This window comes from Marinobacter sp., from assembly GCF_965229985.1.
Classification (GTDB): Bacteria; Pseudomonadota; Gammaproteobacteria; order Pseudomonadales; family Oleiphilaceae; genus Marinobacter.
The window spans coordinates 363,252-382,753 of sequence record NZ_OZ245935.1 but is presented as its reverse complement, the minus strand read 5'-3'; the positions used below and the strand labels follow the sequence as shown (position 1 = coordinate 382,753).

The following is a 19,502-nucleotide window of genomic DNA, read 5'->3' as shown; positions in this document are numbered from 1 at the left end:
GCCTCCGTATTCATAACCGAGGCGTAAAACACTCATGAAAGCCCCAAGCCCCCGACGCCGCAGTTTCGTCGCGCTCGCTTCCCTGCTCGGCGCCAGTTCCCTGGCCACTGCACAATCCCAGACCGACAACGCCACCACACTCGAGGCTCTCGATGTGGTGTCCGATGCCATTACCGCACCCGACTACATGCCTCTCGAAAAGACGCCCAAAGTCGGCAAGCTCAATGTGCCTGTCGAGGAGCAACCCTATTCCGTCTCAATCGTCGATCGCGGATTCATCGAAGATTCCGGCGCCAAGAACATACAGGATGCCCTGCTCTACACTCCGGGTGTCTACGCAGGCAACTTTGGCTTTGACACCCGAATTGATTCCGCGAAAGTTCGTGGGGTTGATGCCGGGCGCTATCAAGATGGTCTGCGTCAGATCTACGGTTCCTACAACACCGTGCGCACCAATGTGTACGCCCTGGAGAGCATCGAAGTGCTCAAAGGCCCCTCATCCATGCTTTATGGACAGAGTGACCTGGGCGGCATCATCAATGGGGTATCCAAGCTCCCGGAAGAGGAACCGGGCGGCGAGATCTGGGCCCAATACGGCACCTTTAATCGTAAGCAACTGGCCGTGGATGTAACCGGCCCCGTCAACGAGAGCGGTGATTTGCTGTACCGGTTAATCGCCTTAGGACGCGACAGTGACACCCAGGTGGATTATGTGGAAGACGATGGCTACGTGCTCTCCCCTTCCCTGACCTGGCGCGCCACCGATGACACAAGCGTTACGCTGCTCCTGAACCGTCAGGAGAACAAAGGCCAGGTGTCTGCCCAGTTCCTGCCGCAGGCCGGCACCCTGGAACCGGGTTCTCAGGGTTTCATCGGTTCCGAGCGGTTCGTTGGCGAACCAGGCTGGGATCGTTATGACCGGGAGAAGACCGAAGCTACCCTGTTTGTTGATCATCGACTTAATACCAACTGGGCGCTTTCCGCTACGGCCCGTTACACCCGCTCCAGCACCGAGACCCGTGAACACTGGATTACCATTCCGAGTGTCCCCGATGCCAATGGCGAAGTGCCACGTACTATCTTCACGGCGGACTCGGAAACTCGTATTTTCAACATGGATGCTCGCCTCGAAGGCGATGTTGAGCTGGGCATGACCCGCCATCGTCTGATTATCGGCGCCGACCGCCAGGACGCCCTCTGGAAACAGGACAACTACTTCTACGGTTATGGCCTGGGTGGCACCTTCGATGTGTATGATCCACAGTACGGCAACCTGAATGACGGTGTCATCAATCCGACTGACCGGCCAGACAACGAGATCGAGCAGATCGGCCTCTACGTTGCCGATCACATCGAGATCGGCAACGTCGTCGTGTCCGCTGGTCTTCGTCACGACTGGGCAGAGAACCGCAGCCTTGCCGTCTCCGGGGCGGACACCGTCAGCGACGAAGAGGCCACCACTGGTCGGGCGGGCTTGATGTACCGATTCGAAAACGGGATCTCCCCGTACATCAGCTACGCTGAAGCCTTCAGCATGAACCTCGGTACCGATGGCACCGCAGCGGCCAACACACTGGAACCCACCACCGGCGACCAACAGGAAGCGGGCGTGAAGTACGTCTCCCCAGACCAGTCCCTCGGCATTACCGCCGCCTACTTCGACATTACCCAAGAAAACCGGATCAGCGATGGCAGCACCCCCGGTGGTGTGGAGCAGACCGGCGCGGTGATCGACGGCTGGGAGCTGCAGGTGAACAAGCGGTGGCAGCGTTTCGAAACACAGCTGGCCTACACCGATCTGAATGCAAAGGACGACGCCTCCGGCAATCGTCTGCCCTATGTGGCCGAGCGTCAGGCCTCCTGGTGGAATCAGCTCTACATCGCCAGCAACTGGCGGGTCGGTGCCGGGGTGCGCTACGTGGGTGACAACGTTGGCTCAGGCGGCGGGCCCGTGGTTCCTTCCGTTACCCTCTACGACGCCATGATTGGCTACACCTGGCAGAACTGGGACTTCACCGTAGATGCCAAGAACCTGGCCGATGAGGAGTACATCACCTGGTGCCGCTCCGAAGGCGCAGACTGCGGCTACGGCGAGCGACGCACTGTGAATGCAAACGCTAAATATCGCTTCTAATCCTTCCGATATCCAGCGACATCTGCAGCCAGCTTACGGGCTGTGGATGTCGTGCTAGCATTACACTCTGTGCAAGGCGTTTGCATCGAGGAAGCTATGTCACATATTGCCAACATGGAAAGCAAGCCCCTATTCTGGCGGGATGCCCGAATCCCCCATGTGGAATTGCGGAAGGTGGGCGATGGTCGCAAGGTCTGTTATGACCCTCACAGCCACACCCAATGGTCGATTGGTGCTATTACGGCCGGCAATAGCACATTTAAGTACCGGGATGACCGTTATCGCGTACGCGCCGGTGATCTGGTACTCATGAATCCGGAATGGGTTCATGCCTGCAATCCTATTGACAATCAGCCCTGGGCCTACCTGATGCTTTACGTGGATGCCGACTGGCTGACGGATCTCCGGTTTCGCGCCGGGCTTCTGCAAGAACCTCTCTGGCAGGATATTTCCACAGCAACAATATCTGAAACCATCTGGTATGAGCGCTATTGCCGAATGGCAGAGTGTCTTCTTGATCCCCGGAGTGATTTGCTGGAGAAACAAACCGAAGTGGTCGAGTTCATGTCGGACCTGATGCAAAAACTGGCCGAGCAACCAGTTGCTGCCGAATCCCGGGCACCAGACACTCTCTCAGCCCTTGCCCGTTACCTGGACCACCATGCCGCAGAAGATGTCTCGCTGGACACACTCTGCGAGCTTTCCGGATACAGTCCCGGGCATCTTATTCGGGCGTTCAAGCAGTATTTTGGCCTGACACCTCACGCCTATCTGGTAAACCGTCGCGTGCAACTGGGACGGGTGGATCTGAAAAATGGCATTCCTATCGCCGAAGCAGCCCTGAACGCAGGGTTTGCCGATCAGCCGCATTTCCAGCGTGCTTTCAAACGGCTAATGGCCGCAACGCCAAATCAGTACCGTCGACTCTCACCCGATCACCAAATACAGACAACTGGCCGCGAGTAATAGCGCCAGAATGCGGTTCACCGTTACCAGCACCTCTGGTCGCTGAACGTACCTTCGCAAGAAAGCACCGGCGTATACCCAACAGGCCAGCGACAGCCAGCAAATCGGCAGATAGACGAAGGCAAACATCAGAATCTGATCCAGATCGTTGGCGCTGGTATAGGCACCAATACCGGAGGCCGAGGCCAGCCACGCCTTGGGGTTGAGCCACTGCATCAGTGCCCCAGTCGCGAAACCGGGGGCCTTCCGGGTTTCTCCCTCTGGCAAGCGGCCATTGTCCGTGGCCAACTTCACGCTCAGGTACAGCAGGAAAACGACGCCCGCCCAGCGGAGCACCTCCTCAAAAATGGGCAGCATGGTTAATAGCGAATACAGGCCGAGACCCACAGCAATGAACAGGGCAATGAAACCCAGCGTAGCTCCGGTCACAAAAACAAGACCGCGAGAAACCGGATAGCGGGTACCACTACTGAGGCAGACAAGGTTGACCGGCCCCGGAGATATAGAGGCGGCCAGAGCAAACGCGGACATTGGCAGGATCAGGGAAAGACTCATGGTTTTATTCTCCGTTCGTGTCTTGGGATGAGTCTGGCCTGAAGTCCGGAGAGTTTATTGAATAAAATTGAGGTTGGTGGAAATAGAAGCTTTCGGGGTTGTCAAAATCGGACCATGGACATTAGACATGGGCGGGAATACATTGATCATGGCGCCGGATAAATATCCAGGGCGCTGCCTTCAGGATGAACGGCCCAAGGAAGTATGCAGGATCCGATGTCGCAGGGGCGAATTGCTGACGGCATTCATTGGACAGCCAAACCTCAGGAAGGAGGACATCCTAATGAAAGTCAATGAAGTGATGGTTACCGAAGTGGCGAGCTGCTCCCCACAGATGTCTTTACAGGACGTTGCCATGATGATGTGGAACAACGACTGCGGCGCCATTCCGTTGGTGGATGATATGGAACACCCACTGGGCATAATCACAGACCGGGATATCGCCATGGGCGCGGCTTTGCAACACAGGCCTTTGTGGGATATTCGCGCCGAGGATATCTGCAGTAATCGTGAACTGTATTGCTGTTCACCAGACGACAGCATCAAAAAAGTTCTACAGCTCATGGAAAAACATGAGGTGCGGCGTCTTCCGGTGGTCAATCAATACAACCAGCTTTGCGGCATGGTAAGCATGGGAGATATCGTTTCATTCACCGGCACTGAGACCCCGAAGAAAGCCGGCGACAAGAAGATTTCCTCAACGGAGACCATGGATTTCCTGCGGCACGTAAGTGCACACCACCCCAGCCATAAGGCTCCAGCCGCCTTGTAAGAGCAATTAGCTCAGTGCAGTCGTCCACCTCACAAGCGGCGGCTGCAGATTTGATGGCTATCTAGTCAAACTCGCTCGTCAGAGCCTTGTCAGTTCTTCTTATTCCTCTTCTTTTTCGCCTTCTCGTATAACTCCCGCAATGCTTTGGGATTCTTCCCTTTACCCGAGCCGTGAGACTCCAGAATACGTGTCCAGATCGCCTGCTTCTGGTAAGGAGAGAGCTGCTTCCACTCCTTTTTTTCTTGCCTGGTTCGGCCACAGGCTTTGCATATGGCTTTTTTGTTGAACTCGCAGACGTCGATGCAGGGTTTCTTGGTAACGGGCTCCATGGACTCTGGTTTCCCCTTTGCTGAAGAAGTGTCTTGATTCAAGACTGAGGACTGTGCTCCGGGGATACAAGACACATAGCCCGTGGAAAACCGAGACTAATAGGGAATAAATGCCTCCTCATCGCCCACCACTTTTTCAAAACGCCCTGCCCGCCAGTCTCCCCTGGCCTGGTCAATGCGGGCCTTGCTGGAGGACACAAAGTTCCACTCAATAAACCGCTTACCCAGCGGCTCGCCACCAATGACTGCAATGCGGGCATCCTCCGTGGCGGTAATGGCAACACCGGGCTCACTCGAAAAGACTGTCATGCTATGGGGGGGAAGTTCGGAGCCATGGGCTCGCAGGGCCCCGCTGGCTATATAAACTGCACGCTCAGGCGCCTCGGGTAATATCAGGGTCTGGCCGGCTTCTAGCGTGGCTTCAAGATACAGGGTTTCGCTGAACTGGCGCACCGGCGAAGTGACTCCGTAAGCACTGCCGATCATGACTCGAACCGGCACGCCATTGATCTCAATTGCCGGGATGTCATCGTCTGGATAGTGGTGGAACGCTGGCTCCGTTTCCTCGTGGCTTTCTGGTAGAGCCAGCCAGAGCTGGAGCCCATGCAAATGGTGATCCATTGCGGTGACTTCGGGGCGCTCCCGCTCAGAATGGGTGATGCCGCTACCGGCTACCATCAGGTTGATATCGCCGGGCCGGATTGGCTGATAGCTGCCAACGGAATCCCGGTGCAGTATCTCGCCCTCAAACAGGTAGGTAACCGTGGCAATACCAATATGGGGATGCGGCAGTACGTTGATACCCTGGCCAGCCGGAAATTCCGCCGGGCCCATTTCGTCAAAGAATACCCAGGGGCCTACCATTTTCCGCTTCGCGGTTGGCAACAGCCGACGTACGGAGAAGCCGCCCAGATTGGCAACCCGGGGGCTCAAAATGGTTTCGATGGCGCTGCACGGCGCATCGGCCGAATCACAGTTCTGTTCAACAGTATTCATCAGATTGCTCATGCATCGCTCCCGTTTTGCCCCGACCCTGTCACCCGGTTTCCTGAATCTATTATAGAAGCCGGAATCTTTCTCCGGGCACCGATATTCATCCTGGCCATTCCGCAACCGCTATAGTTACCGTAAGCAATTCAAGCAATCGCAACAGTCTGGGGCCTTGAGTGTTTCCATCACTGACTACCGGCATCATAGCTTTTGCCATCGCATCCGTCGTTATTGTGACAGCCGGCAGCCGACTTGCGCGGGTCGCCGATGAACTCGCTGATCGCACAGGTCTGGGCGAGGCGTTGTTCGGCATCTTTCTGCTGGCCGGGGTAACCTCACTGCCCGACTTCGCCGCCACGCTGAGCGCGGCCATGGATTCAAGGCCGGATCTGGCCATGAGCAATGTCATGGGCAGCATGGCTGCGAACCTGGTGTTTCTGGGCATTGCAGACATCATGTACCGGAAGGCCAACCTGGAGCACGCAGCTGCATCTTCCACCAACCTGATGCTGGCCGCGTTGTTGATCGTTCTGTTGGCTTTGCCGCTACTGGCAATTGCGAGTCCACCAGTTTCCCTCTGGGGAATACACCCAATCACACCCGTGATTACCGCAGCGTATTTGTTCGGGCTTCACCTGGTTCGCACAACAGACAGTAAACCCATGTGGTTTCCCCGACTGACCCGCCAGACCGTTCCCGACAAGCCTGGTCATTATCTTCGCGGCGGTCTTGCCCAGGCCTGGGTCACTTTCATTATTCTGGCGGCAATTACAGGCATAGCTGGATGGGTACTGATGGAAGGGGCCAAAGTGATCAGTGACGAAACGGGCCTGTCCGATACCCTGATTGGCGGCCTGTTTACCGCGCTCGCTACCTCCTCACCCGAGCTGGTCACCACCATTGCTGCCATCCGCAGGAACGCGCTGACCCTGGCGGTAAGCAATATATTCGGCACCAACTGTTTTAATATGCTGGTGATCGCTTCAGCCGATGTGGGCTACCCTGGCGGTTCCATCTATCACGACATTACCCCGATACAGATGACCTGGGGGCTTGTCAGCATACTGATGACAGCCACGTTGTTAATGGGAATGGTCCGGCGCCAACGCTATGGAATTGGCAAGATCGGGTTTGAAAGCGCCCTGATGCTTTCGGTCTATGCAGTGGCGCTGATTATCGTGACAATTAGCGGATAATAAGGAGATTACCCATGAAAACGATTGGCCTTCTCGGCGGCATGAGCTGGGAATCCACCCAAACCTACTACCGGCTGCTCAACGAGGGCGTGAAAGACCGATTGGGCGGGCTGCATTCGGCGAAGCTGGTGCTCTTCAGCGTGGATTTCGCCGAGATCGAAGCGCTTCAACACAAAGGTGATTGGTCGGCTACTGCCGACATTCTGTCCGGAGCCGCCCTGTCATTGGAAAAAGCCGGTGCGGATTTTCTTGTTATTGGCACCAACACCATGCACAAGGTTGCTCCAGAGATTGAACAGGCGATCGGGATTCCATTACTCCACATCGCCGATGCCACAGCCCAGGTTCTCAAGCAGGATGGCGTTACCCGCGTGGGCCTTCTGGGTACACGATTCACCATGGAGCAAGCGTTCTACAGGGACCGCCTGGAGGCAGCCGGTATCGAAGTTCTTATCCCGGAGGAAAACCAGCGGGATGAGGTGCATCGTGTCATCTACGAAGAGCTTTGCCGGGGCGAGATCAACTCGGACTCGCGCAATGCCTATCTGGACATTGTTTCTTCTCTTTCCGGGCGCGGCGCGCAGGCGGTGATCCTCGGGTGCACCGAGATCGGCTTGCTGATCAGCCAGGCCGACACCGGGGTTCCGCTCTACGACACCACGGAAATACACGCTGCCCAGGCGGTCGAACTGGCATTGAACCATCCGTAGAAGACCGACCAAGACGAACGCCTGCAAAAACTGGATAATGGCGGCCATTAAAAGCCATGGCGCGCCAAATTCTCCGATCCAGGACTCTGTGTAATGGAAATCAACGTCAACTTTCTCGAGAACCTCAGACTAGAAGCCAAGTTTGACGATTTCACGGTGGTAACGGACCAGCCTATACGCTACAAAGGCGATGGCTCGGCGCCCAGCCCGTTTGATTACTTCCTGGCTTCCTCTGCCCTGTGCGCGGCCTATTTCGTTCGGGTTTACTGCCTGGCGCGGGACATTCCCACCGAGAACATCCGCCTGTCCCAGAACAACATCGTGGACCCGGAGAACCGCTACAACCAGATCTTCAAGATCTCCGTGGAGCTGCCCGAGGACATCTCCGAGAAAGACCGCCAGGGCATTCTACGCTCCATCGATCGCTGCACCGTGAAGAAAGTGGTCCAGACCGGCCCGACCTTCGAAATTGAAACCGTCGAGAACCTGGACGCAGATGCCCAGGCACTGCTGATGACCCAGCCGGAAGGCGGCAGCCAGACCTTTATCGAAGGCAAGGACCTGCCCCTGGAGCAGACCATCGCCAACATGACCGGCATCCTCGAAGAGCTGGGCATGAAGATCGAGATTGCGTCCTGGCGGAACATCGTGCCCCACGTGTGGTCCCTGCATATTCGCGACGCGGCCTCACCCATGTGCTTTACCAATGGCAAGGGTGCTACCAAGGAGAGCGCCCTGTGCTCTGCCCTGGGTGAGTTCATCGAACGGCTAAGCTGCAACTTTTTCTACAACGACCAGTTTTTTGGCGAGGAAATCGCCAACAGCGAGTTCGTCCACTATCCGAACGAAAAGTGGTTCAAACCCGGCCCCAACGACGAGCTGCCCGACGGGATTCTGGATGACCACTGCCTCGCCATCTACAACCCGGACGGCGAGCTGCGCAGCTCCAACCTGATCGATACCAACTCCGGCAGAGCCGACCGGGGCATCGTCTCCCTGCCCTACGTTCGAAAATCTGACGGCGAGGTGGTGTACTTCCCTTCCAACCTGATCGAAAACCTGTTTCTCAGCAACGGCATGAGTGCGGGCAACACGCTGAACGAAGCACAGGTCCAGTGCCTGTCAGAGATTTTCGAGCGGGCGGTGAAGAAGCAGATCATCGAAGAGGAAATCGCGCTGCCAGACGTACCCCGGGAGGTATTGGAAAAATACTCGGACATCCTGGAAGGCATTGAAGCCCTGGAAGCCCAGGGCTTCCCGACCCTGGTGAAAGACGCCTCCCTTGGCGGCCAGTTCCCGGTAATGTGCGTTACCCTGATGAATCCGAGAACCGGTGGCGTGTTTGCGTCATTCGGCGCCCACCCAAGCTTCGAAGTGGCCCTTGAGCGGAGCCTTACCGAGCTACTGCAGGGCCGAAGCTTTGAAGGTTTGAACGATGTGCCGGCGCCAACCTTTAACAGTCTGGCGGTGACCGAGCCGAACAACTTCGTAGAACACTTCATCGACTCCACCGGCGTTGTTTCCTGGCGTTTCTTCAGCGCGAAATCAGACTACGATTTTGTGGAATGGGACTTTTCCGGCACCAACGCCGAGGAAGCCGAGTGCCTGTACGGCATTCTTCGGGATCTGGACAAGGAAGTGTATGTCGCCGTCTACGAGGAACTGGGCGCGCCGGTCTGCCGGATTCTGGTTCCAGGCTATTCCGAGGTGTATCCGGTGGAAGACCTGATCATGGATAACACCAACATGGCCCTGGACTACCGGGAAGATATCCTCAACCTGCACCGTCTGGACGATGAGCAACTGGCCGACCTGGTGGAACGCCTGGAAGCCAGCCAGTTAGACAACTACATGACCATCATCACCCTGATTGGCGTGGAGTTCGATGAGAACACGGTGTGGGGCCAGCTCACCATCCTGGAGTTGAAGATCCTGATCTGCCTTGCCCTGCAGTGGCACGAGGAGGCGCTGGAATTCGTCGACATGTTCCTGCAGTTCAACGACAACACCGTTGAGCGTGGCCTGTTCTACCGCGCCATGTACGCAGTGCTCGAAGTCACTCTCGATGACGAGATGGAGCTGGACGACTACATCACCAACTTCACCCGCATGTTCGGCGAGAAAACCATGGAAGCCGTTGTTGGCTCGGTGGATGGCAGCGTTCGTTTCCACGGCCTGGAGCCCACGAACATGCAACTGGACGGGCTGGAGAAGCACCAGCGATTGATTGAGAGCTACCGGAAGCTGCATGCCGCCCGTGCAGCCAGGGCAGGCCTGCGGCAGTAACAGGACGCTGAGCCAACCGCGCCGCATTGGCGGCGCGGACATTCCTGATCCACACTGGATCATTACAAGTAGCCTATTTGCGTTTAATGCCCGTACACCTTTGTACATTTACCGGCATACGCCAAACAAGGAGCCTTGCAATGAGCAATCCGGTGATCGCTGATAACAAGCCCAAGAAAGTCAGCCTGAAAGAAGGCAAGGAATACGCCTTCTGTGTTTGTGGCCGTTCCAAAAACCAGCCCTTCTGCGACGGTTCCCACGGAGACACGGGGTTCAAGCCCAAAGTCTTCAAAGCGGAGAAAGACGAGGAGGCGGTGCTGTGCCAATGCAAACAGACCGGCAGTGCTCCTTATTGCGATGGCACCCACCAGCAGTTCAGCGATGACCAGGTTGGCACGGAGGCGCCGGATTCCAACGATGATGGCGACGACAAGTCCGATGCGGCACCGAAAGCCAAATCCACCAAAGAAGAACCCACCGTTGAATTTATTCACCAGTTGGCGCGTGAAGGGCTGAGCAACATGGGCCACCACGGCCCCACGACTGCGATGGGCGTACCCCGCCACACCCTGCCCCATTGGGACGATCTTCAGCTGATGGTAGCGCAGATGGCCAGTAAACCGCTGGCCGATGATGCCGAGGTATCAACAGAGCTGGTGATCGGGCCTGAGGCCAAAAAGCCTCTGACCCTGAGTATGCCCCTGTTCGTATCAGACATGAGTTTCGGAGCCCTGTCCGAGGAGGCGAAGATTGCCCTGGCCCGGGGCGCCGAGCTTGCGGGCACCGGCATCTGCTCTGGCGAGGGCGGCATGTTGCCGGAAGAGCAGCAGGAAAACTCCCGTTACTTCTATGAACTGGCCAGCGCCAAGTTTGGCTACAAAGAAGAGCTGCTGAAGAAAGTCCAGGCTTTCCACTTCAAGGGTGGCCAGGGCGCCAAGACCGGCACCGGCGGCCATCTGCCCGGCAACAAAAATACGGGCAAGATCTCCGAGGTTCGCAACATTCCGGAGGGTGAAGCGGCCATTTCCCCGCCCACGTTCGAAGACCTGCGCTCGGTTGAGGATTTCCAGCGCTTCGCCAGCCATGTTCGGGAAATTACCGGTGGTATTCCCGTGGGCTTCAAGCTCAGCGCCAATCACATCGAGCGGGACGTACAATTCGCACTGGATGCCGGCGCCGACTACATCATTCTGGACGGCCGTGGCGGCGGCACCGGTGCTGCCCCGGAAATCTTCCGGGACCATATCAGTGTGCCCACCATTCCGGCCCTGGCTCGCGCCCGTCGCTATCTGGATAATCGCGGCGCCAGCGGACGAGTCACGTTGATCGTGACGGGAGGGCTGCGTGTGCCCATTGATTTCGTGAAGGCCATGGCCCTGGGCGCTGACGGTATTGCCGTTGCCAACAGTGCCATGCAGTCCATTGGCTGCGTTGCCGCCCGTATCTGCAACACCAACAACTGCCCGGCGGGCATTGCAACCCAGAACAAGGATCTGCGCCAACGGTTGAACGTTGAGCAGTCTGCCAAACAGCTGCAGAACTTCCTCGAGGCCTCAGTCTCACTGATGCAGGTTATGGCACGGGCCTGCGGGCACGACAGCTTGAGCAAACTGAATATTGATGACCTGTCTACCTGGCATCGGGAGATGGCCCTGCTCAGCGGCGTACGCTACGCCGGCGTGCTCGATCCCTCTGCCTGAGATTCCTCCGCCTGAGGTTCTTCTGCACTGGCCGCCAGGACTCGAACCCGTTCGAAGTCTTCCTCGGTGAACACACCGTTCACCCCGGAGATGGCGGCCAGTTTCATGCCGTGCTTCAGGCCCAGTTTGTAGATTTCCCGCACCTTTTCCCACTCGATGTTCCGACCCAGGGTAAAGTTCTCGAAACGCGCTTCCAGGGCCAGCACAATGGTTTCTGCGAGGCAGGCATAGGCAATACCTTTTGGCAGCCCGATGTCTTTCATGTGCACCTCGCCCGGTAGCTGTATCTCGCCGGATTCGATGACCAGCACATCCGGACGTTTCGCCACATCTTCTGCCGGAATATCCAGGGGACGGGCTACGTCGGTGATCACACAGCCGGGCTTCACTTTCATGATGTCGAGAATACGTTTGCCGGCGCCGGAGGTGGCAGTCACGATCATATCCATGTCAGCCAGATCGCGTTCGGCAGAACCGGCCACATGCACGATGGCCCCAGGCGTTTCCTGTTCGATGCTTTCCTTGAGCGCGAGCAGTTTCGCCGGCTCCGGTGCGGCCAGGTAAACCTCGTCCACTGCCTTGGCCAACAATCTGGCGCAGACGGAACCGATAGCACCCGTGGCGCCAACCACCATGGCCTTGCCGGCCGCTTTGCCACTGGGACCAATACTCACCCGCCCTATTTTCTTCATGGCGTCATGGGCCGCCCAGAGTGCGCCGGAGGCGCTATAGCTGTTGCCGGTTGTGATCGGCAGCGGTGCCCGTTTGGCCACCGTAATTCCAGCGTCTCCCACAACCTTGGTGAACGCACCCAGGCCCATGATCTGGGCACCGAGTTTCTTCGCCAGTTTTGCCGCCTGTAGCAGCCTGGCGTAGGTAAATTCCGGCCCGTGGGCCATGATTTCGCGGGGGGTGCCGCCCACGGTAATGAGCCAGCCCTCCACCTCATCACCATTTGGTGACCGGATTCCGGATACCTTGGAGTAGATGAACGGTGGTGAATAGGCGATGGCCTTTTCCACCAGGTTCATCACCACAGGCGGCGAAACATTAGCAATCCAGTCCAGCGGCGGTGTTTTGGTGAGGTATTGCTGCGACAGGGGATGAATGACAAACGCAAACCGGTTAACCCGGCGATAACCGTTCGGGTAAAGGATCCGCGGCTCAATCTCCAGGCTCTGAATAACATCCAGATAGTCGTCGGGTCCCAACTGGTCCGGTGTCCTGGAAAGCGCCGCACTGATCATCGCCTCCATCACATTCACGCCCACGGGCCGGCCCTCCAGCCACGGACTGTAGTCCACCACCATGGCAACCTTGCGGGAACGCATCCAGTCCAACGCAGCATCCGTGACCCTTGAGGTAATCACGGTTTTTCCATCCAACTCTTTCTCAGTGAAGTTCTCCAGATCGCCAATGGAAGCCACGATGACATGGGCCTCCGATACAGCATGATGGAGAGACCCTTTCACCAAATTCTCACCCAATCGATACAGCGGTGTTCGGAGAATGGTCTCCACAGCTTTCACGGCCGCCGGCCTGAACATGATGGGTGCGGTCAGCGAGGTATAGGTTTCCAGTTGTTTCAGGGAAGTCAGCAGCCTGGGCACTCCGAAATCCGTGTAAGGATCGGCAAAGTAGAGATTTTCGGTATGCTCCGATAGCGCCCTCGCGATTCGATAGCCGGCCTGGCCATTCATGAACAGCACACGGGCATTGTCAAAGAAATGCCCCAGTTCGGATTGGGTATGGCGTACGGCCCATTCCTGCAGGATCGCCCTCAGGCCCGCACCGGTGGTAACGGGTTTGTCCGGTACACAGGCCTCCAGACGAGCGGTATCCGGATGTTCAAGCTGCTCCCGGCCCACCTCATAGTGATCGTGGACCATGCTCAGACCAATGGCGTCTGCCTGCGTGTGCACCGACTCCAGAACCGCCTCGGCACGGGAGAGATCGCCGTCTGTGCCAATACGGATAATCCTGAAAGGCTGGCCAAGGAAGGAGGTTTCCAGATCGTAATCGTATTCTGAAGATCCCTGGCTGACACTGACAACGGTTTTCATATTCAGGCTTCCCTTTTCCCTGTTGTTATCTTTACAGCGTAAATCACAGGACCGGTTTATGCCTTAGCCCAGATCAAATTCCAGACCGCTATTCAACGTCTACAATAAGGTGGCGGGCCGAACGACCAATCAGACCTTCAAGGATCAACCAGGAGCTCACTATGACCATTCAGGAAGAACTGAACACCACCGTCCGGGATTTGGTTCAGCCCGGCAAGGGAATTCTCGCGGCGGATGAAAGTCACCCCACCATTGCCAAACGCTTCAAAGCCGTTGGCGTAGAATCCAGCGAAGATAAACGCCGGGAATACCGGAGCCTCATTTTCTCTGCTTCCGGGCTCGGAGAATTCATCAGTGGGGTAATTCTTTTCGAAGAAACGCTGGGCCAGAACAGTCTGGATAATGTGGCCATGCCGAAGCTTCTGGCCAGCAAGGGCATCGTGCCGGGAATCAAGGTAGACAAGGGCAAGGGCCCCCTGGTTAATGCCCCCGGTGATGAAATCACCTTTGGCCTGGATGGTCTGGAAGATCGCCTGGAAATCTACAAGAACCAGGGTGCTCGGTTTGCCAAATGGCGCGATGTGTACCACATCTCCGACACCCTGCCCTCGCGGCAGGCCATCGAGGCGAATGCCGAGGTTCTTGCCCGCTATGCTGCCATCTGCCAATCCCTGGGCATCGTGCCCATCGTCGAGCCAGAGGTACTGATTGATGGCAATCACACCATTGAGCGCTGCGCGGAAGTAAGTGAAGCGGTGATTCGCGAAGTTTTCCAGGCCCTTTTTCGGCATAAAGTGCAACTGGAACACATGATCCTGAAGCCCAGCATGGTGACACCGGGCAAGGAAAATCCCAAGGCATCACCGGAGGAAGTGGCCACAGCAACCCTTGATGTCTTTCGCAGGGCGGTGCCGGCGGCGGTACCCGGCATCTTCTTCCTCTCGGGCGGCCAGACCGCGGAAGAAGCGACCATCAACCTGAATGCCATGAACAGCATGGGGCCTCAGCCCTGGGAGCTCAGCTTCTCCTATGGTCGGGCCCTTCAGGAACCGGCCCAGAAAGCCTGGGCCGGTAGTCTGGATAATGGTCCAGAGGCGCAGGCAGCGATGCTGAAGCGCGCCCGCCTGAACGGTGCAGCGCGCTCGGGCAATTACCGACCGGAAATGGAAGACTGATCGGCAACTGCCCTGCGTGGGCGTGTTTCCTCAGTTACAGCCAGAGACGCAGCTCGCCATGCTATTGAATGCCATGGTACGGCCACTGAGGGGCACATGGACCGGCACGGTCACTGAATCCCGGAACAGGGCCGTGCGCGTGCCGTCCTGCACCTTGCCACCTGAGGTAGCCGGTTCGTTCGCATGGGAGGCAATGACCGCCTTCGGTTGCACCAGGTCATTGATGACGTAAGCCGCCTGTTTCGGCCCGGTGGTGAACGTATCGCCAATGTTCATCACCGCCAAGCCGGCGCCATAGTGATCCTTCACCACCAGTTTCTGCTCTGCTGTGATGCCGGTATCACCAGACAGGTAAACCACCAGCCCGTTGGAAAACTTCAGCACATAGCCGGTTGGTGGCCCGACACTCGCGCCGACACCGGCAGCCGCCAGGTATTCCGCCAATGGCCCGGTCAGGAAGGAAGGCGAAACGCCATTGCTGTGAACCGCCGGCACCGTGGTGATTGCCACCCCGCCGACCTCACGTTCGCCACCGAAACGCACCAGCATGGAGTTTGCAGGGTCACCGCCCGCGTCTTTGAGCTTGGCGGCAAAGAATGCGGGCATTTCACTGCCGGTCACTATTTTCGCGCCATGCTTCACCGCAATGTCCACGGTGTTCGACTGTGGCAGCGTTGAAACACCAGTGTCCGGAGACCCGCAGGTGCCTTCGTTTGTCTTGCTGATACGTTGGTCACCCACGTGGTCGCCATGCATGTGGGAAACCAGAACAACATCAATCTTGCCCAGACGGGGATCGTCCGGCCCGGCGACGGTTCTGCCAGCGTCGTAGAGAATTCGGGTGCCATTTGGATCTTCAAACACCAGCGCCCGGTCCCGACTGCAGAACTCACCATCGTGACTGCCCAGCGGTGTGACCTTCACCGCGTGATCATCAGCGGCAGCCGGCATGGCCGCGCCAAGTAGCATGCAGGCACCGGCGCCGGCAAACGCCAGGGTGTGGCGTAAACGTGTTGATAGCATGGTGTTCGTCCTCCCACTCGTTTTATTGTTGGTGCTGACATTGATACGAACGACACAACCGTTAATACCAGTGTAGCCGGGGAAAACTGACAAGGGGGATATCGGTATCAGGCAGCGCGGGAACCTGGAACTGAAACCTGCTGTTCAAGACAGGCCATCATGGGTGCCACCTGGCGGATCTTGCGGGCCTCGGGCCAGAGGATTTGAGCTTCGGCAAAGCCCTGGCGAAGGAAGTTGAGCCACTGTTTGATGCGGCCTGTCACATAGAGGTCTTCCAGCCAGCCCTGCAGAACCGTGGCGTACTCACGAACCAGGGCCACCGCTTCCGGCCAGGTCATATCCGGTAATGTTTCGCCCTGCTGGCTGGCTTTGATCTGACGAGCCAGGTCTGGCCTGGCTATGAGCCCACGGCCAATCATGACATCGTCGCAGCCGGAGACCTCCCGGCATCGCCAGTAGTCCGCCACTGTCCAGATTTCGCCATTGGCAATGATATGGGTCTTTACCGCTTCCCGTGCCCGGGCGATTTCCTCCCAGTAGGCAGGCGGTTTGTAACCATCCACCTTGCTGCGGGCATGGATGACAATTTCTTCAGCCCCTGCGGCCTCCAGGGCCTGGGCACAGGCCACACCCATGGAACGGTCGTCATAGCCCAGTCGCATCTTGGCCGTGACGGGCACGTGGCCTGCCACCGCCTGGCGTACGGCGGCCACAATTTCATGCATGAGCTCCGGTTCGCGCATCAGGACGCAACCACCTTTGTGCTTGTTCACCGTTTTCGCCGGGCAGCCAAAATTGATATCGACCTGGGTGGCGCCCAGTTCCGCAGCCCGCACACCATGGCGTGCCATCTGGATCGGGTCAGATCCCAGTAACTGGACGGCAACGGGGGTACCCACCTGGGTGAGAGACTGGTTATGTAGCTCGGGGGCGTATTTGTAGAACACTCTGGGCGGCAGCATGCCGTGGGTCACGCGGACGAATTCGGTTACGCACCGGTCAATACCGCCTACCCCGGTGAGGGTTTCACGGATAGGTGCGTCAACCAGCCCTTCCATCGGGGCAAGAATAATCCGCATGAGTGCTCCAGTCTTAACAGGGTCTGTTCAGGGTGAGACTGATCAAAAATCAGACGGAGCGGATTGTAAGGAATTTGGCGGGAAGTTGATAGACGGGCACCCCGTTACCGGGGCGCCCAACCATCTGCTTACAGGTCTTATTTAACGTCGAATCGATCGGCGTTCATGACCTTGGTCCAGGCTGCAACGAAGTCTTTCACAAACTTCTCTTCGTTGTCGTCCTGGGCGTACACCTCTGCGTAGGCTCGCAGGATGGAGTTGGAACCGAACACGAGGTCAACACGGGTCGCGGTGAACTTGGTATTGCCACTATTGCGATCCACGATGTTGTACGAGTTCTTGCCAGTAGGCTCCCAACGGTTCGACATGTCGGTCAGATTCACGAAGAAGTCGTTGGTCAGTTGGCCAACGCGATCCGTGAATACGCCGTGCTTGGTACCGCCATAGTTGGTTCCAAGTACCCGCATGCCACCGAGCAGGACTGTCATTTCAGGCGCGGTCAGGCCCATAAGCTGGGCACGATCCAGAAGCATTTCTTCCGGCTTGACCACGTAATCCTTCTTCTGCCAGTTACGGAAGCCATCAGCCAGCGGCTCCATGGGATCGAAGGAGTCAGCATCCGTCATCTCGTCGGTGGCGTCGCCACGGCCCTTCAGGAAGGGAACATGAACTTCATGGCCGGCTGCCTTCGCCGCCATCTCGATACCGAGGTTACCGCCGAGTACGATCACGTCTGCAACGCTGGCGCCGGTGTCGGCCGAGATCTGCTCGTAGACCTTGAGCACCTTGTCCAGACGATCAGGCTCATTACCTTCCCAATCCTTCTGGGGTGCCAGGCGAATACGGGCACCGTTGGCACCACCACGCATGTCCGACCCGCGGAATGTGCGGGCACTGTCCCACGCGGTACAGATCAGTTCGTTAAGGCTCAGACCGGCTCCGGCGATTTTTTCCTTCACCACCTCTTCGATGTAATTGGTCTCGCCCTGGGGAACCGGATCCTGCCAGATCAGGTCTTCATCCGGCACACCCGGACCAATGTAACGGGACTTCGGCCCCATATCGCGGTGCGTCAGCTTGAACCAGGCCCGGGCGAAGCAGTCCCTGAAGTATTCCGGATCTGCCATGAACTTCTCGCAGATTGCGCGGTACTTCGGATCGACTTTCATCGCCATATCCGCATCCGTCATCATCGGCTTGCGACGGACGGACGGGTCGGTCGGATCAACCGGCATGTGCTCTTCTTTGATGTCGATCGGCTCCCACTGATTTGCACCAGCCGGGCTCTTGGTCAGCTGCCACTCGTAGCCGAACAGCAGATCAAAATAGCCCATATCGAACTTGGTCGGGTTAGTTGTCCAGGCGCCTTCGATTCCGGAAGTCACGGCATTTGTCGCCTTACCGTCCAGGTTCGGGTTCATCCAGCCAAAGCCCTGAGTTTCAACGTCTGCTCCTTCCGGCTCCGGCCCAAGTGCATCGGCATCGCCATTACCGTGGGCCTTACCGACAGTATGGCCACCGGCGGTCAGGGCTGCAGTTTCTTCGTCATTCATGGCCATACGAGCGAAGGTGACACGCACCTGCTCGGCAGTCTTCTGTGGATCCGGCTGACCGTTCACGCCCTCAGGATTCACATAAATCAGACCCATCTGCACCGCAGCGAGTGGGTTTTCCATGGTGTCGGGCTTGTCGACGTCTTCATAGCGGCTGTCAGACGGCGCCAGCCACTCTTTTTCCGCACCCCAGTAAATGTCTTTTTCCGGGTGCCAGATATCCTCCCGTCCATAGGAGAAACCGAAGGTCTTCAGGCCGAAGGACTCATAGGCAACATTACCGGCCAGGATAAACAGATCGGCCCAGCTTACCTTGTTGCCATACTTTTTCTTGAGCGGCCACAGCAGACGGCGGGCCTTATCGAGGTTGCCGTTGTCGGGCCAGGAGTTCAGAGGAGCAAAACGCTGATTACCAGTACCTGCACCGCCGCGACCGTCGGCCAGTCGATAGGTACCAGCCGCATGCCAAGCCAGACGAATCATCAGGCCGCCGTAATGCCCCCAGTCAGCAGGCCACCATTCCTGGCTGTTGGTCATCAGCTCATGCATGTCTTTTTCAAGCGCTTCGTGGTCGAGCTTTTTGACCTCTTCGCGGTAATCGAAATCCTCACCCAGAGGATTGGTTTTCCGATCATGCTGATGAAGAATATCGAGGTTCAGATTTTCAGGCCACCAGGCGGCCACATCGGCCTTCTCCTGTGTGTTCGAGCCGTGCATTACGGGGCACTTTCCACCCGCACTGTTATTGTCGGTCATTTCTCTCTCCTCATTGGGGTTGGCAAAACGACACTGCTTCGATTCAGGCACTTCTAACTATAGGACACAACAAATACTCTGCTCTGAGTATTTCTTATCTCCGGGATAGCGTGTGCCTATAGCGTTTCCCGCATACTTTGCGGGCTTCATTCCGTTAATGGGCACAAGCGTAATCACTTGAATAATCCGACAGGATTCCGAGAACATCCGGCCAG

Annotated in this window: 15 protein-coding genes; 8 read left to right on the top strand and 7 right to left on the bottom strand. The window is 57.3% G+C overall.

Going from position 1 to position 19,502, the window contains the following annotated elements:
- Positions 1-34: 34 nt before the first annotated feature.
- Both ACO06L_RS01700 and ACO06L_RS01695 read left to right on the top strand, forming a co-directional pair.
- Positions 35-2,134, top strand: coding sequence for a TonB-dependent siderophore receptor (locus ACO06L_RS01700; protein ID WP_202346777.1), 2,100 nt, complete (start codon positions 35-37; stop codon positions 2,132-2,134).
- A gap of 96 nt (positions 2,135-2,230) precedes the next feature.
- Positions 2,231-3,100, top strand: coding sequence for an AraC family transcriptional regulator (locus ACO06L_RS01695; protein ID WP_227715803.1), 870 nt, complete (start codon positions 2,231-2,233; stop codon positions 3,098-3,100).
- On the opposite strand, the gene ACO06L_RS01690 is transcribed toward ACO06L_RS01695, so the two are convergent.
- Positions 3,062-3,655: a LysE family translocator gene (locus tag ACO06L_RS01690; RefSeq protein ID WP_064226843.1), complete on the bottom strand. Its 594-nt coding sequence runs from the start codon at positions 3,653-3,655 to the stop codon at positions 3,062-3,064. The two genes, ACO06L_RS01695 and ACO06L_RS01690, sit on opposite strands and share 39 nt — an antisense overlap.
- Before the next feature lie 283 nt (positions 3,656-3,938).
- On the opposite strand from ACO06L_RS01690, the gene ACO06L_RS01685 reads away from it, so the two are divergent.
- Positions 3,939-4,427 (top strand): CBS domain-containing protein, encoded by a 489-nt coding sequence (locus ACO06L_RS01685; protein WP_064226842.1) that lies wholly within the window; start codon positions 3,939-3,941, stop codon positions 4,425-4,427.
- A gap of 89 nt (positions 4,428-4,516) precedes the next feature.
- On the opposite strand, the gene ACO06L_RS01680 is transcribed toward ACO06L_RS01685, so the two are convergent.
- Positions 4,517-4,756 carry a DUF1289 domain-containing protein gene (locus tag ACO06L_RS01680; protein ID WP_202374529.1) on the bottom strand — a complete coding sequence of 80 codons (240 nt, stop codon included), beginning with the start codon at positions 4,754-4,756 and terminating at the stop codon, positions 4,517-4,519.
- A gap of 96 nt (positions 4,757-4,852) precedes the next feature.
- Positions 4,853-5,764, bottom strand: a complete 912-nt coding sequence (locus tag ACO06L_RS01675) for a pirin family protein (protein ID WP_202346779.1) — start codon at positions 5,762-5,764, stop codon at positions 4,853-4,855.
- 158 nt (positions 5,765-5,922) lie between these two features.
- Here ACO06L_RS01675 and ACO06L_RS01670 point away from each other — a divergent pair, with 158 nt between their 5' ends.
- The 4 genes from ACO06L_RS01670 to ACO06L_RS01655 all read left to right on the top strand — a co-directional run bounded on the left by ACO06L_RS01670 (position 5,923) and on the right by ACO06L_RS01655 (position 11,638).
- Positions 5,923-6,942, top strand: a complete 1,020-nt coding sequence (locus ACO06L_RS01670; RefSeq protein WP_008171986.1) for a sodium:calcium antiporter — start codon at positions 5,923-5,925, stop codon at positions 6,940-6,942.
- Positions 6,943-6,956: 14 nt separating this feature from the next.
- The gene (locus ACO06L_RS01665; protein WP_202346780.1) at positions 6,957-7,652 is read left to right on the top strand and encodes an aspartate/glutamate racemase family protein; all 696 of its coding nucleotides are present in this window, start codon (positions 6,957-6,959) and stop codon (positions 7,650-7,652) included.
- 93 nt (positions 7,653-7,745) lie between these two features.
- The gene (locus tag ACO06L_RS01660) at positions 7,746-9,938 is read left to right on the top strand and encodes an OsmC domain/YcaO domain-containing protein (RefSeq protein WP_202346781.1); all 2,193 of its coding nucleotides are present in this window, start codon (positions 7,746-7,748) and stop codon (positions 9,936-9,938) included.
- A gap of 140 nt (positions 9,939-10,078) precedes the next feature.
- Entirely contained in the window at positions 10,079-11,638 is a 1,560-nt protein-coding gene (locus tag ACO06L_RS01655; protein ID WP_202346782.1) for a glutamate synthase-related protein, read from the top strand.
- Here the strand turns inward: ACO06L_RS01655 and ACO06L_RS01650 are convergent.
- On the bottom strand, positions 11,608-13,701 hold the full coding sequence (locus ACO06L_RS01650; RefSeq protein WP_202346783.1) for a dehydrogenase: 2,094 nt from the start codon (positions 13,699-13,701) through the stop codon (positions 11,608-11,610). The genes ACO06L_RS01655 and ACO06L_RS01650 overlap by 31 nt on opposite strands.
- Before the next feature lie 161 nt (positions 13,702-13,862).
- Here ACO06L_RS01650 and ACO06L_RS01645 point away from each other — a divergent pair, with 161 nt between their 5' ends.
- Positions 13,863-14,876, top strand: a complete 1,014-nt coding sequence (locus tag ACO06L_RS01645; RefSeq protein ID WP_202346784.1) for a class I fructose-bisphosphate aldolase — start codon at positions 13,863-13,865, stop codon at positions 14,874-14,876.
- Positions 14,877-14,906: 30 nt separating this feature from the next.
- Here ACO06L_RS01645 and ACO06L_RS01640 read toward each other — a convergent pair whose 3' ends face one another.
- The 3 genes from ACO06L_RS01640 to katG form a co-directional block, all read right to left on the bottom strand.
- Positions 14,907-15,899, bottom strand: coding sequence for an MBL fold metallo-hydrolase (locus ACO06L_RS01640; RefSeq protein ID WP_227715802.1), 993 nt, complete (start codon positions 15,897-15,899; stop codon positions 14,907-14,909).
- 107 nt (positions 15,900-16,006) lie between these two features.
- Positions 16,007-16,978 (bottom strand): tRNA dihydrouridine synthase, encoded by a 972-nt coding sequence (locus ACO06L_RS01635; protein ID WP_202346785.1) that lies wholly within the window; start codon positions 16,976-16,978, stop codon positions 16,007-16,009.
- Between the two features lie 137 nt (positions 16,979-17,115).
- A complete protein-coding gene (gene katG / locus ACO06L_RS01630) occupies positions 17,116-19,287 on the bottom strand; it encodes a catalase/peroxidase HPI (RefSeq protein WP_064226827.1) in 2,172 nt (723 codons plus the stop codon).
- Positions 19,288-19,502: the final 215 nt, after the last annotated feature.

Coding starts and splice junctions, on each gene's coding strand:
- ACO06L_RS01700 (WP_202346777.1), top strand. CDS start 35: ATGAAAGCCCCAAGCCCCCGACGCCGCAGTTTCGTCGCGCTCGCTTCC.
- ACO06L_RS01695 (WP_227715803.1), top strand. CDS start 2,231: ATGTCACATATTGCCAACATGGAAAGCAAGCCCCTATTCTGGCGGGAT.
- ACO06L_RS01690 (WP_064226843.1), bottom strand. CDS start 3,655: ATGAGTCTTTCCCTGATCCTGCCAATGTCCGCGTTTGCTCTGGCCGCC.
- ACO06L_RS01685 (WP_064226842.1), top strand. CDS start 3,939: ATGAAAGTCAATGAAGTGATGGTTACCGAAGTGGCGAGCTGCTCCCCA.
- ACO06L_RS01680 (WP_202374529.1), bottom strand. CDS start 4,756: ATGGAGCCCGTTACCAAGAAACCCTGCATCGACGTCTGCGAGTTCAAC.
- ACO06L_RS01675 (WP_202346779.1), bottom strand. CDS start 5,764: ATGAGCAATCTGATGAATACTGTTGAACAGAACTGTGATTCGGCCGAT.
- ACO06L_RS01665 (WP_202346780.1), top strand. CDS start 6,957: ATGAAAACGATTGGCCTTCTCGGCGGCATGAGCTGGGAATCCACCCAA.
- ACO06L_RS01660 (WP_202346781.1), top strand. CDS start 7,746: ATGGAAATCAACGTCAACTTTCTCGAGAACCTCAGACTAGAAGCCAAG.
- ACO06L_RS01655 (WP_202346782.1), top strand. CDS start 10,079: ATGAGCAATCCGGTGATCGCTGATAACAAGCCCAAGAAAGTCAGCCTG.
- ACO06L_RS01650 (WP_202346783.1), bottom strand. CDS start 13,701: ATGAAAACCGTTGTCAGTGTCAGCCAGGGATCTTCAGAATACGATTAC.
- ACO06L_RS01645 (WP_202346784.1), top strand. CDS start 13,863: ATGACCATTCAGGAAGAACTGAACACCACCGTCCGGGATTTGGTTCAG.
- ACO06L_RS01640 (WP_227715802.1), bottom strand. CDS start 15,899: ATGCTATCAACACGTTTACGCCACACCCTGGCGTTTGCCGGCGCCGGT.
- ACO06L_RS01635 (WP_202346785.1), bottom strand. CDS start 16,978: ATGCGGATTATTCTTGCCCCGATGGAAGGGCTGGTTGACGCACCTATC.
- katG (WP_064226827.1), bottom strand. CDS start 19,287: ATGACCGACAATAACAGTGCGGGTGGAAAGTGCCCCGTAATGCACGGC.